At 66.3% G+C, this 15,279-nt stretch carries 17 protein-coding genes; 11 read left to right on the forward strand and 6 right to left on the reverse strand.

The genetic code is table 11. From position 1 onward, the window contains the following. Positions 1–70 precede the first annotated feature (70 nt). Positions 71–427, reverse strand: a complete 357-nt coding sequence (locus FBY33_RS00855) for an SPW repeat domain-containing protein (RefSeq protein ID WP_142028878.1) — start codon at positions 425–427, stop codon at positions 71–73. 305 nt (positions 428–732) lie between these two features. Here FBY33_RS00855 and FBY33_RS00860 point away from each other — a divergent pair, with 305 nt between their 5' ends. Next, positions 733–1,875, forward strand: coding sequence for an alkaline phosphatase family protein (locus tag FBY33_RS00860; protein ID WP_235010261.1), 1,143 nt, complete (start codon positions 733–735; stop codon positions 1,873–1,875). Between the two features lie 49 nt (positions 1,876–1,924). Next, positions 1,925–3,517: an alkaline phosphatase family protein gene (locus FBY33_RS00865; protein ID WP_235010263.1), complete on the forward strand. Its 1,593-nt coding sequence runs from the start codon at positions 1,925–1,927 to the stop codon at positions 3,515–3,517. A 17-nt stretch (positions 3,518–3,534) separates the two neighbouring features. On the opposite strand, the gene FBY33_RS00870 is transcribed toward FBY33_RS00865, so the two are convergent. From FBY33_RS00870 to FBY33_RS00880, 3 genes are read right to left on the reverse strand one after another with little or no spacing between them, the layout of a single operon-like run. Continuing rightward, entirely contained in the window at positions 3,535–4,674 is a 1,140-nt protein-coding gene (locus FBY33_RS00870; RefSeq protein ID WP_142028881.1) for a carboxylate-amine ligase, read from the reverse strand. Then, on the reverse strand, positions 4,655–6,088 hold the full coding sequence (locus FBY33_RS00875) for a M20/M25/M40 family metallo-hydrolase (protein WP_142028882.1): 1,434 nt from the start codon (positions 6,086–6,088) through the stop codon (positions 4,655–4,657). The genes FBY33_RS00870 and FBY33_RS00875 overlap by 20 nt, the downstream gene beginning before the upstream one ends. 28 nt (positions 6,089–6,116) lie before the next feature. After that, positions 6,117–6,470: a hypothetical protein gene (locus tag FBY33_RS00880; RefSeq protein ID WP_142028883.1), complete on the reverse strand. Its 354-nt coding sequence runs from the start codon at positions 6,468–6,470 to the stop codon at positions 6,117–6,119. Between the two features lie 252 nt (positions 6,471–6,722). Here FBY33_RS00880 and FBY33_RS00885 point away from each other — a divergent pair, with 252 nt between their 5' ends. From FBY33_RS00885 to FBY33_RS00915, 7 genes are all read left to right on the forward strand, one after another. Beyond that, positions 6,723–6,980: a hypothetical protein gene (locus tag FBY33_RS00885; RefSeq protein ID WP_142028884.1), complete on the forward strand. Its 258-nt coding sequence runs from the start codon at positions 6,723–6,725 to the stop codon at positions 6,978–6,980. Continuing rightward, positions 6,980–7,198, forward strand: coding sequence for a hypothetical protein (locus FBY33_RS00890; RefSeq protein ID WP_142028885.1), 219 nt, complete (start codon positions 6,980–6,982; stop codon positions 7,196–7,198). Before FBY33_RS00885 ends, FBY33_RS00890 begins: the two co-directional genes overlap by 1 nt. Beyond that, the gene (locus tag FBY33_RS00895; RefSeq protein ID WP_142028886.1) at positions 7,195–7,911 is read left to right on the forward strand and encodes a GAF and ANTAR domain-containing protein; all 717 of its coding nucleotides are present in this window, start codon (positions 7,195–7,197) and stop codon (positions 7,909–7,911) included. The genes FBY33_RS00890 and FBY33_RS00895 overlap by 4 nt, the downstream gene beginning before the upstream one ends. A gap of 9 nt (positions 7,912–7,920) precedes the next feature. Next, complete coding sequence (locus FBY33_RS00900) at positions 7,921–8,211, forward strand: hypothetical protein (protein ID WP_142028887.1); 291 nt, start codon at positions 7,921–7,923, stop codon at positions 8,209–8,211. Positions 8,212–8,305: 94 nt separating this feature from the next. Beyond that, entirely contained in the window at positions 8,306–9,640 is a 1,335-nt protein-coding gene (locus FBY33_RS00905; protein WP_142028888.1) for a cytochrome P450, read from the forward strand. Positions 9,641–9,737: 97 nt separating this feature from the next. Then, entirely contained in the window at positions 9,738–10,460 is a 723-nt protein-coding gene (locus FBY33_RS00910) for a VIT1/CCC1 transporter family protein (protein WP_142028889.1), read from the forward strand. 37 nt (positions 10,461–10,497) lie between these two features. After that, complete coding sequence (locus tag FBY33_RS00915; RefSeq protein WP_142028890.1) at positions 10,498–10,986, forward strand: hypothetical protein; 489 nt, start codon at positions 10,498–10,500, stop codon at positions 10,984–10,986. Positions 10,987–11,002: 16 nt separating this feature from the next. Here the strand turns inward: FBY33_RS00915 and FBY33_RS00920 are convergent, their stop codons facing one another. Then, the gene (locus FBY33_RS00920; RefSeq protein ID WP_235010265.1) at positions 11,003–11,842 is read right to left on the reverse strand and encodes a carbon-nitrogen hydrolase family protein; all 840 of its coding nucleotides are present in this window, start codon (positions 11,840–11,842) and stop codon (positions 11,003–11,005) included. 198 nt (positions 11,843–12,040) lie between these two features. Between FBY33_RS00920 and ctaC the strand changes: the two genes are divergently transcribed. Continuing rightward, positions 12,041–12,898 carry an aa3-type cytochrome oxidase subunit II gene (gene ctaC / locus FBY33_RS00925; RefSeq protein ID WP_142028891.1) on the forward strand — a complete coding sequence of 286 codons (858 nt, stop codon included), beginning with the start codon at positions 12,041–12,043 and terminating at the stop codon, positions 12,896–12,898. A 14-nt stretch (positions 12,899–12,912) separates the two neighbouring features. Further along, positions 12,913–14,667: an aa3-type cytochrome oxidase subunit I gene (gene ctaD, locus FBY33_RS00930; protein ID WP_235010267.1), complete on the forward strand. Its 1,755-nt coding sequence runs from the start codon at positions 12,913–12,915 to the stop codon at positions 14,665–14,667. A gap of 85 nt (positions 14,668–14,752) precedes the next feature. On the opposite strand, the gene FBY33_RS00935 is transcribed toward ctaD, so the two are convergent. Then, positions 14,753–15,271, reverse strand: coding sequence for a DUF2243 domain-containing protein (locus tag FBY33_RS00935; protein ID WP_142028892.1), 519 nt, complete (start codon positions 15,269–15,271; stop codon positions 14,753–14,755). Positions 15,272–15,279 lie beyond the last annotated feature (8 nt).

Here is a 15,279-nt window from a genome sequence, read left to right on the forward strand (position 1 = left end):
GCAGCTTCAAAAAGCACGGTTCCGGACCCCACTTCGTACCGCAGCACCTCAGTCATGGCGGAGCCTGGCGCTAATGCGACATGCGGAGGTTGTGATGGGCATCCGTGCTGGGCTTGATCGCCGCAGCCGTGACCACCAGCGCCACTGCGCCCGCAATCCAGGATGTCCACGCAGCGCCCATAGCGCCGGTGTAGGAGCCCATCCACGGCGAGAGGATCAGCAGGGCGGCAAGGGCAGCCTGGGCGTATTCCATGACCGGTGTTCCGGGCATGGCCAGGTTGATGACGCCGCTGATGATCAGGAGTCCGCCGAAGAGGAGCATGAAGGTGGTGGACATATCCTGCTGCCGTGTCCACAGGACCGCGATGGCGGTGAAGAGACCGGCGGCAACCGTTACGTAGTCCTGCCACCGATACCACTTTTTCACTGGGTATTCCTTTCGGTTCCGGGCAGGCAGCCTTATGCTTTCCGTCCCGGGAGGGCGTTCACCGCCCGCAATCCCAGTCAACGCCCGGCAGCATGGAGGTGCTAGGGCAGAAAGACCTAGGGCTCAGGACCGCGGCCCGGCGGACGGATCCATTCCCCCAATTCACGGCCAATTCACAGCGATTGCCCCTGCACAACGCAGCCCCGGTGTGCAAGAGTGGCGGCAGTGCTGGGGCGCCACTCCTGCCCGGCCTGGCTGCTGTACACGCCGGGCAGGGCAACAGCTGCGACCAAAAGAGGCCGGACATGGAACACCGTTCAGCTCCCCGGATGAAGGCCCTCCGATGGCCGGCTCCCGCCCTGCTCCTGGTGGCGCCCCTGTTGGCCTCCGTCCTGGCGGGCTGCCAGCCGGCCACCCCCGCGCCTGTTCCTTCGCCGTCCCGCAGCATCCAGCCGAAGCCGGCAAGCCGATCGGGCACCCCCGGGCACATGTTCGTCATCAACCTCGAAAACAAGGGCTACGACTCGGTGTGGGGCGGCAGCTCCCCGGCCCCGTATTTGTCCGAAACCCTCCGGGACCAGGGCGTGCTGCTGGAGAACTACTACGGCATAGGCCACAACTCGCTGCCCAACTACCTGGCCCAGATTTCCGGCCAGCCGCCCAACAACAGCACCCGGCAGGACTGCCCCACCTACACCGCGTTCAGGGCCACCGGTACCGGCCCGGACGGCACGCTCAAGGGCAACGGCTGCGTCTACCCCCAGGACACCCAGACCGTGGCCGGGCAGCTGACCGCCCAGGGCAAGACGTGGAAGGGCTACATGGAGGACATGCAGCAGCCCTGTGAGCACCCGGCCCTCGGGAAACCCGACGATCACATCCGGGCTACCCCGGATGAGGAGTACTCCACGCACCACAATCCCTTTGTCTACTTCCGCTCCGTCATCGAGTCCGGGGACTGTGCCAGGAACGTGGTCAACCTGTCGGACCTGGCGGACGACCTGAAATCCGTGGCCACCACTCCGGACCTGGCCTACATCACGCCCAACCTGTGCCACGACGGGCACGATGACAACTGTGCTGACGGCAGCCGGGGAGGCCTGGCTGCGGCGGACGGGTGGCTCAAGGACCAAGTGCCCGCCATCCTGTCATCGCCCGCCTACACGCAGGACGGCATGCTGGTGATCACCTTTGACGAGACTGACGGGGGCACCGCCGGCCCCTCGGCGGGAGCTGCGGGAAGCCCTGCCGGGGGTGCCGCCGGGGGCAAGGTGGGCGCCCTGGTCCTGTCCCCGTTCAGCGCAGGGGGCGCATCGTCGGGCCAGCCCTACAACCACTACAGCCTGCTGGCCACCATCGAGGATCTCTTCCACCTCCCACGGCTGGGAATGGCCGCAGATCCCGGCGTGAAGGCCTTCGGCGGGGACGTCTTCCAGCGGGGCTCCTAAGGTGGGCTTTCCACGGAAAGGACGACGGCGGACTGCCCTGGCTGCTGCCGTGACAGTGGCGGTTTTGGTGGTTCTCGCCGTCGTACTTTCCACGGTGTTGCGCCCAGGCCCACCCGCCGCAAATGGAACCGGTGTGGGGATCGCCAAGATCAAGCACGTGGTGATCATTACCCAGGAGAACAGGTCCTTCGACAGCTACTTCGGCACCTACCCCGGCGCCGACGGGATTCCCATGAAGGACGGCAAACCCGCCGTCTGCCTTCCGGATCCGGCGCGGGGCGGCTGCGTGGCGCCCTTCTACGATTCGTCGGACAGCAACGACGGCGGCCCGCACAGTCCTGCGGACGCGGCGGCAGATGTCAACAACGGGGCCATGGACGGCTTCGTGGCCCAGGCGGAAAAGGGCATTGCCCAGTGTGAGCCGGAGGCCACCGACTGCGCGTACAAATCCAGGAAGACCGACGTGATGGGCTACCACGACCGGAAACAGCTGCCCACCTACTGGACCTACGCGGACAACTTCGTGCTGCAGGACCACATGTTCACCTCCGCCGCAGCGGGAAGCCTCCAGGCGCACCTCTACATGGTCTCGGAATGGTCAGCCAAGTGCACCAAGCCGGGGGACCCGGCGTCGTGCGCGGACGCACTGGAAGGGCTGGACAATGCACCGGAGAAGGAAGCCTTCGATGAGAGCCTGATCGGCAAATGCCAGGAAAGCCAGGACGTGCAGCCCTGCCGGGAGGCCCTGGAGGCGGCGGGTGCCGACCCCGGCCTGGCGGTCCGGGCCCGGCAGTTGGCCACCGCCAGCTGCAAACGCACCGATTCCTATCCCACCTGCAAGGCCGCGGTGGAGGCCACGGACCTTCCGGCGGCCCTGAAGGAGAAGCTGGCAGGAGCAGCCAAGAACCTGAAACAGCCGAACTATGCCTGGACCGACCTGACCTACCTTCTCCACAAACACTCAGTGTCCTGGGCGTACTACGTGTTCAGCGGTACAGAGCCGGACTGCCGCAACGATGCCGCCACGTGTGACCCCATAGAGCAGGACGCCGAGACGCCGGGCCGCTGGAATCCGCTCCCCTACTTCGACACGGTCAAGGAGAACGGCGAGCAGGGCAACATCAAATCATTGAGTGGTTTCTACGACGATGCCCGGCAGGGCAGGCTTCCTGCGGTCAGCTGGGTGGCGCCCAGCGACGAGGTCAGCGAACACCCTCCGGCCAAAGTCAGCACCGGACAGCAGTATGTTGCCGGGCTGGTCAACGCCGTCATGAGCGGCCCGGACTGGGACAGCACCGCCATCTTCCTGAACTGGGACGACTGGGGCGGGTTCTACGACCATGTCCAGCCGCCTGCGGTGGACAACGCCGGGTTTGGCCTGCGCGTGCCGGCCCTGGTGATCAGCCCCTACGCCAAAAAGGGCTACATTGACCACCAGGTCCTCAGCCAGGACGCCTACTTCAAGTTCATCGAGGATGATTTCCTGGGCGGCGAACGCATCGACCCCGCCACTGACGGCCGGCCGGACAACCGCCCCGGGGTCCGCGAGGACAACCCGCAGCTGGGCGACCTCACCAAGTCCTTTGACTTCAACCAGGCTCCGCTGCCGCCGTTGATCCTGCCAGACGCAACCACGTACTGATGCCGGCCGCGCCGGCTTTAAGAGACGGTGCAGTCCGCAGCGTCACGGACCACGCTCTCCAGGTCCCCGGTCCGGTGCAGCACCTCGATCTGCCGTACCGCTCCGGTGCCCCCGGCGAGCACCCTGTCCACCAGGTCCTCCACCCGGTGCAGGTCATCCATGTCCTCCAGTGCCCCGCGGATATGGTTCAGCAGGGAATTTACGACGGCGAGCGCGGGCGCCGGGCGGTGCGTTTGGGGATCGAGCAACTCACCCTTGAGGCCCCAGCGGCTGGCTTTCCAGGCGGCCAGCCGGAGCAGCGCTGACGGCACCGCCACCGGTGGCGTCCCCTCCCGCCATTCGCGGGCCGCCGTTTCCACCAGGCCCCTGGCGATGCCCGCCAGCAGCATGGTGTTCTCCGGCCGCAGGCATACGTCGGCCACCCGGATCTCCACTGTGGGGTAGTGCCGGGAGAGGCGGGCGTCAAAGTAGATCATGCCCTCGTCCAGGGCGACGCCGGTGCTCACCATGTCGTGCACCAGCTGGTGGTAGGCGTCCGGAGTGCCCAGGATGTCCAGCGGCCCGGCGGAGGGCCAGCGGTTCCACACCTGGGAGCGGTAGCTGGCGTAGCCGCTGTCCCTGCCGTGCCAGAACGGTGAGTTGGTGCTGAGCGCGATGAGCACCGGCAGCCAGATGCGGATCCGGTCCAGCACGGCCACGGCTTCCTCCGGGGACTCCACGGAGACGTGGATGTGGCAGCCGCAGGTGAGCTGTTCCCTTGCGGTCAGGCCGTACTCCTCTGTCATTGCCTTGAACCTGCGCAGCTGTACGGGGTGGGGATCGGCGGGGAGCGGGGAGGTGCCCAGGGCGGCCACCCGGACGCCGACGTCCTCTGCTGCCTGGTGGGCGATGGCCCGTCCTGCCACGATGTCCTGCCCAAGCGCCGCCAAAGTGGCGTGCGGCGGGGTGACAACCTCGATCATTTCCTGCTGGAACTCGGCGGTGAGGACGGGCCCGGCCCCGGCTTCCAGGGGGCGGACGTAGAGGTTCAGGAGCTCTCCTGCCATGGGCACGGCTTCCCCGTTCGCGGGGTCCACCAGGAGCAGCTCCTCCTCGATGCCGAACGTCCGCTTACCCGCGCCGGCGCCGCCGGTGCCCTCATTGCCGTAGGTGTCCATCGTCGTCGCCCTTCTCCCATTGCATAGTTGCAAGCCCGTCCCAGAAGCAGGCCAGCGTCACGGCCCCGTCCATCAGGACCTCAAGGCTGGCGCTCTCGTCGCTGTCGTGCCAGTGGTCCTCCACCAGCCCGGTGCCAAAGAAGAGTACGGGCGCCGCGAGGCTGCGTCCCAGCAGCTCTGCGGGTCCCCCGCCGGCGTTGCCCATCCGCCCCGCCCGTTTGGCGTTGAAGCCCCGCGTCATGGCCTTTTCCAGGACGGTGACGGCTGGATGGTCCGGCGTGAGGTAGGGCTCCTGCGCCGTCTCCAGGTCCGGGACCAGGCTGAACCCGTAGGCGTCGCCGATGGTGCCGGCCACCCACTCCTGCAGCTGCTCCGCGATCTTTTCCAGGCGCTGGCCCGGGACGGTCCGGAAACTGAGGTCCGCCGAGGCAACAGCGGGAACGGCTGCGCGGGACACGCCCAGCGGGTCGCCGGCGATGATGGAGGTGACCTCGACGGCGGGACGCAGCCACAGCCGCTCCAGCACCGTGTACCCCTCCTCGCCGGTGATTGCGCCGGTTTCGGAGCGTTCCAGCCAGTCCTCCTCGCTGAAGGGCAGGTCCGCCAGCGCGTTCCGGAGGCCGCCCGGGTCCGGCTCCACGTCGTCGTAAAAACCCGGAACAGCCACCCGGCCGTCCTGGTCATGGAGGAGCCCCAGCAGCCGGCCGAGCTCAAAGGCGGGGTTGGGCGCGTTGCCGGACACCGCGCCGCTGTGCACGTCCCGTTCCGGCCCGTACACCTCCAGGTGCACACTGAGCATCCCGCGGAGGCTGACACAAACGGCCGGGTGCCGGGCGTGCCAGAGGAGGGTGTCGGAGAAGAGGACCAGGTCTGCGGCGAACCGTTCCGCGTTGTCCTCCAGCAGCTTGGCCAGGTGCGGTGAGCCGCCTTCTTCCTCCCCCTCGATGAGGAACTTCAGGTTGATCGTCGGCATGCCCGTTCCCTGCAGATGGGCACGGAGCCCCTCCAGGTGCGCCAGGATCTGGCCCTTGGCGTCCGAGCTTCCCCGGCCGTACAGCCGGCCTTTGCGGAGTACCGGTTCAAAGGGCGCCGTCATTGCCCAGTTCTCCGGCTTTACCTCGCGGACGTCGTGATGGCTGTAAACCAGGACCGTGGGCGCTCCGGGAGCCCGGCACCACTCTGCGTACACGGCGTGGGACTCCCCCGTGGGCAGCACCTCCACCGCGGGGAAGCCCACTTCGCGGAATTCGGCGGCGAGCCAGTTGGCGGAGCGGAGCAGGTCCTGGGAGTGTTCGGGTACGCCCAGGATCCCCGGGATGCGCACCCACTCCGCCAGCCGGCGCTCCAGCTCCGCCTCGCGCGACCGGACGCCGGCACGAAGGCGCCCGGCGTCGTCGTGCTCTTCATCCGCCATCTCCGCGCGCCCTGCCTTCAAGGTCCGGTTAACGCGGCTGTGCGGGATTTGTTGGAACGCCCTGGGACGGCGGATTGACGGGCGGGCCGGGTACGCTGGCAGGCTGCTGCGAACCCTGGCCGCCCGACACCTCGGGCGTGGGCGGGGTCTGCGTACCGCTTGGCTCCGCCCCATTCTGCAAGGCCTGAAGGCGCTGCTCCAGGACCTGCAGGACGGGCAGCCGGTTCCCGTGCGCCTTCTCGTAGCTGATCAGTTGGTGCACGTCCGCTTCCGTCAGGCCCGTGATCCGCGTAGGCAGCGTTCCTACCGGCAGATGGTCGTAATCCGGAAGGGGCAGGTCGCTGTGGCGGGGAACATTAGTGTCCTGGGGTGAGTCGTTCATGGTTCCTCCCATGCTGTTGAGGTCCTTCTTGGAACTTAGTAAGTACGCTTACTTGTTTTACGGTACCTAAAGGATTGCCGTTGGTACAGGGCTTCTGGCTGACCCGCTGTACATCCCCCGACTGCTCAGGTAAATTCGAACTTGTGACGGGAATCATGCCCCGTCCTCCCCCGGCCCTCTGCTCAGGCCGGCGTGGAGTAGCTGCTGTAGTGCAACGGCGGCGCAGGATGCAGAAGCGAAAGAGCCTTTGAGATGGCATTATCGCAATTCCAGCAGTTCCTTGACGAAGCCACGCACCCGGACCCCTTCGATGAATTTCCCCTGGGTCCCGACTGCCTCTACGGCCTGTATGTGAGCTGGGCGGCCCTGCACGGCCGGGCGCCAAAATCCGACCAGGCCTTCCGGGCAGGCATGCTGCGCTGCGGCGTGGACGTCCGGAACAGCCACCTGCGGATGACCGGCGCCGCCGCGGCCGATTACATCCTCAGCAGTTACCCGGCGGTGGCCTGATGTCCACGCAGTTCGACGTGCTGTATGTCAACGGCCATTACATGCATTGTGGCCAGCCGATGGGGGCCGCCGGCGCCGAGATGCGCAGCATCCACGGCAGCTACTTGAGCGAGCGGCTGCCCGAGGCCCTGGGCGTGTACCTGGCAACCAGCGTGCTTCGCTGCGCCTGCGGGTTCCAGATGGAGATCCCTGACCAGGATGACCCGGTGCCGGGATGACACAGTTGCCGCTGGACGATCTGACCACGGCCGTGGCCCGCATCCGCGGGCTCCTGCTGACGGAGGAGAAGGTGGACCGCGCGGTCGCACTCCTGGCCCAGGCCATCAAGGAGTCGCTGCCGGGCAGTCCAGGTGCCGGGGTGTCCTTGCTGGATGCCAACGGCAAGCGCACCAGCAGCGCCGCCACCGATTCCCTGGTGGAGAAGCTGGACGCTGCCCAGTACGAGCTGGGCGAGGGCCCCTGCCTTACGGCCTGGGCGGCCGGAAAAGTGGTCATCATCGACGACCTCCAAACCGATACCCGTTGGCCGCGATGGCAATCCGCAGTGGCGTCACTCCCGGTCCGGTCAGTGGTGAGCGCGCCGCTGATGGCCGGCAAGGAAGCGCTGGGTGCCTTCAAGATCTATTCGGCGCTGCCAGGCCAATATGACGAATCAACGGGGCGAGCCCTGGCCCTTTTTGCCGAAACTGCAGCCACCCTGCTGGCCCACATCCAGGGAACCGAAGCCCCGCTCCGGATGGCAGAAAGCCTTAAGGCGAGCTTGGCCAGCCGGGACACCATCAATCGTGCCTGCGGGATGCTGATGGAGCGGCAGGGCATCAGCCATGAACGGGCCCTACAGCAATTGATCCAAAACGCGCGGGTGTCAGGTGCCACCCTGGTTGAGGCCAGTGAGCAGCTGGCCACCAGGGTGCCGCCTGCAGGCTTGTAGGGGGTAGCGGTGGGGTTTGATCCGCATGAACCGGAGCAGCGCGGCCAGCTTAAGGATGCGTTGACTGCGGCTGACATCACAGTAGGTGAATTATGGCTGCGCTACTTCAGCATGACCGGTTCCGCAGGTGAGTACGAGGTCCAGGCCTACCTGCAGGGCCTCATCTCCCTGCCCGTCATCCAGCGCGATCTGCTGGCCCTGGCCTGCAACGAAATGATCGCCGAGAAGCCGCCGTTGCATGCACCGTACGCGGACCAGATGAAGGGCATGGGACCCATCGGCCCGTCGGCTGGCCGGTAAGCCTGGGGCAGCAGTTCTTTGGCGCCGCGGCCCCGTGTAGCTGTGCCTTGGAAGGGTACGTCACGGTTATCCTCCCGAGAGCAAGGCAGGCACCATGAGTCCGCTACCCCAGGCCGGCATCCGCGACACAGTGTTGTTTATGCTGGACGTTTTCCTTCCGACGGCGGCCAAAGGTCCCCTGATCCGGCGGCCCCGGGCTGAGGCCGTTGCAGACCGGCTGGACCTTGACCGGCGGGCGGTGGCCCGGATGCAGAAGCTGGACGGCAAGTATCCTGCTGGACCGGTGCTGCTCCGGCTCCCCTTCCGGAAGCAGGCGCTGGTCCTGCGTCCGGATCAGCTCCACCGGGTCCTGGCCGAAACACCGGAACCTTTCTCCTCTGCGAGCAGCGAAAAACGGGGCGCACTGGCGCACTTCGAGCCCCGGAACGTCCTGGTTTCCACCGGGGCCGACAGGAGTGCCCGCCGCGCGCTGCAGGAGCAGGCGCTGGATACTTCAAGTCCGGTCCACCGGTTGGCGGACTCCTTCCTGCCGGTCATCGATGAGGAAGCCGATGCGCTGCTCGCCGCGGCAAGTGCCGATACCGGGGTCCTTGACTGGCCGTTGTTCACTGCCGCCTGGCACCGCGCCGTGCGGCGGGTGGTGTTCGGCGATGCGGCCAGGGACGACGTCGAGCTGACTGACATGCTGGCCCGGCTGCGGAAGGACGCCAACTGGTCAGGCCTGAAGCCACGAAGGGACAATGTCCGTACGGAGTTCCGCCAGCGGGTGCGTGCAGGGATCGACGCCGCTGCCCCCGGCAGCCTGGCCTCCGTGATGCGCGGCAGGCCTGACACTGACCCTTCCGCGCCAAGCGACCAGGTCCCGCAATGGCTGTTCGCCTTCGACGCGGCCGGAATAGCAGCCTTCCGGGCCCTGGCGCTCTTGGCCACGCACCCTGACCAGGCGGCGAAGGCCAGGCAGGAGATGGCCGGCGATACTTCCGGTGGCCGGAACCTGCCGTTCCTGCGCGCCTGCGTGCTGGAGTCCGTGCGCCTGTGGCCAACGACGCCCATGGTCCTTCGCCAGACCTCGCGCCCGGTCGAGTGGGACAACGGGACCATGCCGGCGCGCTGCGGCGTGCTGGTCTATGTGCCCTACTTCCACCGTGACGGCCGGCGGCTCCCCCAGGCCGATTCGTTCGATCCGGGACTCTGGCTGCAGCAGGATGCCGTATCCGGGGACCCCGAAAGCTGGGGCGTGGTCCCCTTCAGCGATGGCCCCGCGCGGTGCCCGGGCCGCCAACTGGTGTTGCTGATGACCAGCGCCCTGCTCGCCCGCCTGCTCCGTGACAACACCTTCGCCCTTGAATCCGCCCGGCTGTCCCCGGGCCGGCCGCTGCCCGGCACGCTGAACCACTTCGCGCTGAGGTTCCGGGTGTCCCCGTTATGAGGAGGGCGGCCGCCCACTAGTTTCCCTTGTGCGGAAATGCAGTTAGGGGATGCAAACCTTCGTGGCACTGGGATCCGTGCGGTGCTTTACTGCCAGCATGTCTGAAACCCTCAAGCTGAGCCACGACGAACCGCACGACAGCAGCGTGGCATCCCGCCTGAACTGGCTGCGCGCCGGCGTCCTCGGCGCGAACGACGGCATCGTCTCCGTGGCGGCAACAGTGGTGGGCGTAGCCGGCGTGACCAATGACCTGGCACCCATCCTGGTGGCAGGTACGGCCGCCGTGGTGGGCGGAGCGGTGTCCATGGCCCTGGGCGAATACGTTTCCGTCAGCAGCCAGAGTGACAGCCAGCGGGCCCTGATCGAGAAGGAACGCCAGGAACTCAGGGACGATCCCGACGGCGAACTGGCGGAACTCGCCCACATCTACCAGGCCAAGGGACTCAGTGAAGCCACGGCCCGGACAGTGGCCGAAGAACTGACGGCAAAGGATGCTTTGAAGGCCCACCTCTCCGCCGAACTGAACATTGACGAAGAGGAAGTGGTCAGCCCCTGGCACGCAGCCTTCGCCTCCGCCATCGCCTTCACCGTCGGCGCCGTACTGCCCATGCTGGCCATCATCTTCCCGCCCGAAGAGGCACGGATCCCGGTCACGTTTGTTGCCGTCATCCTGGCGCTCGCGCTGACCGGCACCGTCAGCGCCAAAATCGGCGGGAGCTCCAAGCGCAAGGCCACCATCCGGCTGGTGGTGGGCGGGGCGCTGGCCATGGCCTTCACGTTCGCGGTGGGAAGCCTGCTGGGCACCACTGGCATCGCTTAATCTTTTCCCACACACCCGCTGCTGACAGGAGTTCCACGTGCTGGAGATCGCCGGCCTTCCGGCCCATATTCTGCTGATCCACGGCGTGGTGGTCCTGGCCCCGCTGGCCGGGGTTGCAGCAGTGGTGTTCGCGTTGCTGCGGCGGAGCAGGCGGTATCTGGCTTGGCCGCTGGGGGTCCTGGCACTGCTGTTGGTCCCGCTGTCCGTCCTTACAGCGGAAGCCGGCGAACAGTTGGAGAAGGCCAAGGGGGTGTCCCAGCTCATTGAGGAGCACGGCCACCAGGGAAGTTTCCTCCGCTACGTCACGGTGTTGTTCCTGGTGGCCGTGATTGCCCAGATCATTGCCGCCTTCCGGTCACTCCTGACGCGCCGGCCTGCCTTCCGGGGCCTTCGCGGGCTCCTGGAATCCCGCTGGCTGCTCCCTGCCACGTCAGCGCTGGGCATCCTGGCCGGACTGTTCCTGGTGTACCAAAGCATCGTGACCGGACACTCCGGGGCTGTGTCCGTCTGGGCCGGGACGCGCTAGCCGCGCGCCCCGGGCCTCAGCGGCGCGGCTTCGAGCGTGAAGCAGGCTCCGGAAGAGGTACGACGGCGTATCGGCGGTTGGCGAGTACCGGCACCCGCCTGCGCACCTGCTCCAGCCGTTCCCGGCTGAGGCGGGCCAGGATCAGGCCCGGTTCCTCACCCGCGTTGGCCACCACCACCCCGGCCGGATCCACTGCCATCGAGAAGCCGGTGGCGAGGGTACCGCACTGGTTGGCCGCCAGGACGTAGGCCGTGTTCTCGATGGCCCGCGCCTTGGCCAGCGTGGACCAGTGGTCCTCCTTGCCCGGTCCGCGGATCCACATGGAGGGAACCAGCAGGATGTCCGCTCCGGCGTCGACGGCTGCCCGCGCACTCTCCGGAAATCGCAGGTCGTAGCAGGTGAACGCGCCAAACCGAAAGCCGCCAAGGCTGAACACCAACGGTTCCTCCGCGCTGCCCGCCGAGATGCCATCGCTTTCCCGGTACCCGAACGCATCATAGAGGTGGACCTTCCGGTAGCAGCCCCGGATGTTCCCTTGGCTGTCCAAAGCCACCAGGGTGTTGTACGGAAGACCGCTTTCCACCCGTTCATAGGTCCCCACCACCACCGCTATCGACTGCTCCTTCGCAAAGGCCGCGATGCTCCGGATGAAGGGACCGTCCAGGTCCTCCGCGACTGCCGCAATGGCGGTGGCCGCCTCGCTGGTGCCGAACAGGCTGGACTCGGGGAGGACCACCAGGTCCGCCCCCGCGGCCGCGGCCTCCGCAATCAGCCGCCCGGCCGCCGTCGTATTTTTTGCCTTATCCGTGCCGGCACTGAACTGTCCTGCCGCGATGGTCATGCTCTCTGAATCCATGGCTGTCCTTCCACGTGGGGGGGTGCCCGGCGGCGATTTGCCGGCCGCTGCACAACCCCTTCCCATCAGCATCCTCCGCGCGTAGGGTAAGGCACACAACCCGCTGGTCCCCGGGCCAGTGGCGGGCTCATGCAGTTGGGCTTCTGGAGCATGCCGGAGGGACCATACGTGGGTAACAAGCCATCCAAAAACCACAGCATGCGGCGCCTTGCAGGGCTGGGCGCAGGCCTCATGGTGCTGCCGGCGCTGACTTCCTGCTCGGATCTGGTTTCCCGCGGCTTCCTGCCCGGAGCCCGCGACACCACCAACAACACGGCACTGATCACCGACCTGTGGGTCAACTCCTGGATCGCCGCCCTGGTGGTGGGCATCATCACCTGGGGGCTGATGATCTGGGTCATCGTGGCGTACCGGCGCAGGAAGAACACCGTAGGGTTCCCCGCGCAACTGAGCTACAACCTTCCGCTGGAAGTGTTCTACCTGGCCATTCCGCTGATCGTCATCGGCGTCCTGTTCGTCTTCACGGACCGGGAACAGCGGGCCATCGATGCACGCTATCCCGATCCGGACGTCGTGATCGACGTCTTCGGCAAGCAATGGTCCTGGGATTTCAACTACGTCAAGGAGCAGGTGCACGAGGACGCCGGCCAGCAGGCCCACCTGACCGGCGAGTATGGCACCCCGGACCGGCTGCCCACCCTCTACCTTCCGGTGGGAAAGAAAGTGGAACTGCACCTCCAGTCCCGCGACGTCCAGCATTCGTTCTGGGTGGTGGATTTCCTGCAGAAACGCGACCTGTACCCGGGCCACGAACAGTACAACCCCTACATCAACATCACCCCCAACCGCATCGGCGAATACATGGGCAAGTGTGCCGAACTCTGCGGCGAGTACCACTCGGAAATGCTCTTCAAGGTCCGGGTGGTAAGCCAGCAGGATTATGACAGCCACATGGCCGACCTGAAGGCCAAGGGCAACACCGGCAGCCTCGGCGAGGAATACGTCAGGCAGCCGCTCTCAGCCCCGTCACCGCGGGCCCCGGAAGCAGCAGAGTAAAGGAGGGCACCGACATGACCACCACAGGCCAGAGAATGGGCGGAACCGCGGCCACCGCGGCACCGGCAGTGGTCCGGCGCTCCAAAGGCACCATCGTCGTCAACTGGATCACTTCCACCGACCACAAGACCATCGGGTACATGTACCTGATCTCGTCCTTCGTGTTCTTCTGCGCCGGCGGAGTGATGGCGCTGCTGATCCGCGCCGAGCTGTTTGAGCCCGGCATGCAGATCCTGCAGACCAAGGAACAGTACAACCAGCTGTTCACCATGCACGGCACCATCATGCTGCTGATGTTCGCCACCCCGCTGTTCGCCGGATTCGCCAACGTCATCATGCCGCTGCAGATCGGCGCCCCTGACGTGGCGTTCCCCCGCCTGAACGCGCTGGCGTTCTGGTTCTTCCTGTTCGGCTCCACCATCGCCGTGTCCGGGTTCATCACCCCGCAGGGCGCCGCCTCGTTCGGCTGGTTCGCCTACGCGCCACTGAACAACACCACCTTCACCCCCGGCATCGGCGGTGACCTGTGGGTCTTCGGCCTGGCGCTGTCCGGCTTCGGCACCATCCTGGGCTCGGTCAACTTCATCACCACCATCATCTGCATGCGCGCCCCGGGGCTCACCATGTGGCGCATGCCCATCTTCACCTGGAACACACTGGTCACCGCCATCCTGGTACTGATGGCGTTCCCGCCGCTGGCCGCCGCCCTGTTCGCGCTCGGAGCCGACCGGAAGTTCGGTGCCCACATCTTCGATCCAGACAATGGCGGTGCCATCCTCTGGCAGCACCTGTTCTGGTTCTTCGGCCACCCCGAGGTGTACATCATTGCGCTGCCGTTCTTCGGCATCGTGTCCGAGATCTTCCCGGTCTTCAGCCGAAAACCCCTGTTCGGCTACAAGGGCATCGTGTACGCCACCATCGCCATTGCTGCCCTCTCGGTGACGGTGTGGGCGCACCACATGTACGTCACGGGCGCCGTGTTCCTTCCCTTCTTCGCCTTCATGACCATGCTCATCGCGGTGCCCACCGGCGTGAAGTTCTTCAACTGGATCGGCACCATGTGGGGCGGTTCGCTGACTTTCGAGACACCCATGCTGTGGAGCATGGGGTTCCTGGCCACGTTCCTCTTCGGCGGCCTGACCGGCATCATCCTGGCGTCGCCGCCCATGGACTTCCACGTCTCGGACTCCTACTTTGTGGTGGCCCACTTCCACTACGTGGTGTTCGGCACCGTGGTGTTCGCCATGTTCGCCGGGTTCTACTTCTGGTGGCCCAAGTTCACCGGCACCATGCTCAATGAACGCCTGGGCAAGATCCACTTCTGGATGCTCTTCCTGGGCTTCCACGCCACGTTCCTGATCCAGCACTGGCTCGGCGTCCTGGGTATGCCCCGCCGGTACGCGGACTACATGCCGGAGGACAACTTCAGCTTCATGAACCAGTTCTCCACCGTGGGCTCCTACCTCCTGGGGGCGTCCCTGATCCCGTTCTTCTGGAACGTCTACATCACCTGGCGGGCCGGCAAGAAGGTCACCGTGGACGATCCCTGGGGCTTCGGCGCGTCGCTGGAATGGGCTACGTCCTGCCCGCCACCCCGGCACAACTTCACCTCACTGCCCAGGATCCGCTCCGAGCGCCCTGCCCTGGACCTGCACCACCCGGAGCTGAGTGTCCGGGTGCACGCGCCGGTGCACGGCCCCGCGGCTGATGTCCTGGGTGCCGCAGATATCGGTGAAGGCGACGTCCGCGACCCCAACCCGAACAAGTAACGCAAACGCAGACTGTTTTTCGACCCGCAATGAACGGCCGGCATGGGCACGGTGCAGTCCGGCTGCTCAGCGCAGCTGACGCTGCCTAATTGCCGGCGGGCAACCTGCCTGCAGAGGTTCGGTACAGCAACCAGCCCGCAGCGGCCAGGACAGCACTCAGGGCCAGGAACCCGAGGTCCCAAGCCAGCGGCCCACCCAGGTCGTCCCGGACGTGGTGGATGCCCAGGAGTTGGTGGTTCACCAGGCCTTCGAGCACGTTGAAGACGCCCCATCCCAGCAGCACCAGTCCGGTATGGAAGGCCCATTCCGGGGACAAGGTGCCGCTCCCGCCGGCGCGGAGGGTGAGGATTGCCGAGGCAGCCACCAGCACCCACATGGCCCCATGGAACATCCCGTCGGCCAGCGTGTTCAACTCAAGGCCGGGGACCGTCTTTGCCCCGCCGGCCTCCGTGTGGGTGAGCATGTGGTGCCACTGGAGGAGCTGGTGCAGCACGATTCCGTCCACGAACCCGCCCAGTCCCATCCCCAACAGGAACGCGGGCGCGACGGCGGCACGTGCCTTGGCAGCGCCCGTCACGGCCGCGCCGGTACTGTCGCTGGACATCCTGATCC

This window comes from Arthrobacter sp. SLBN-112, from assembly GCF_006715225.1.
Taxonomy (GTDB): Bacteria; Actinomycetota; Actinomycetes; order Actinomycetales; family Micrococcaceae; genus Arthrobacter.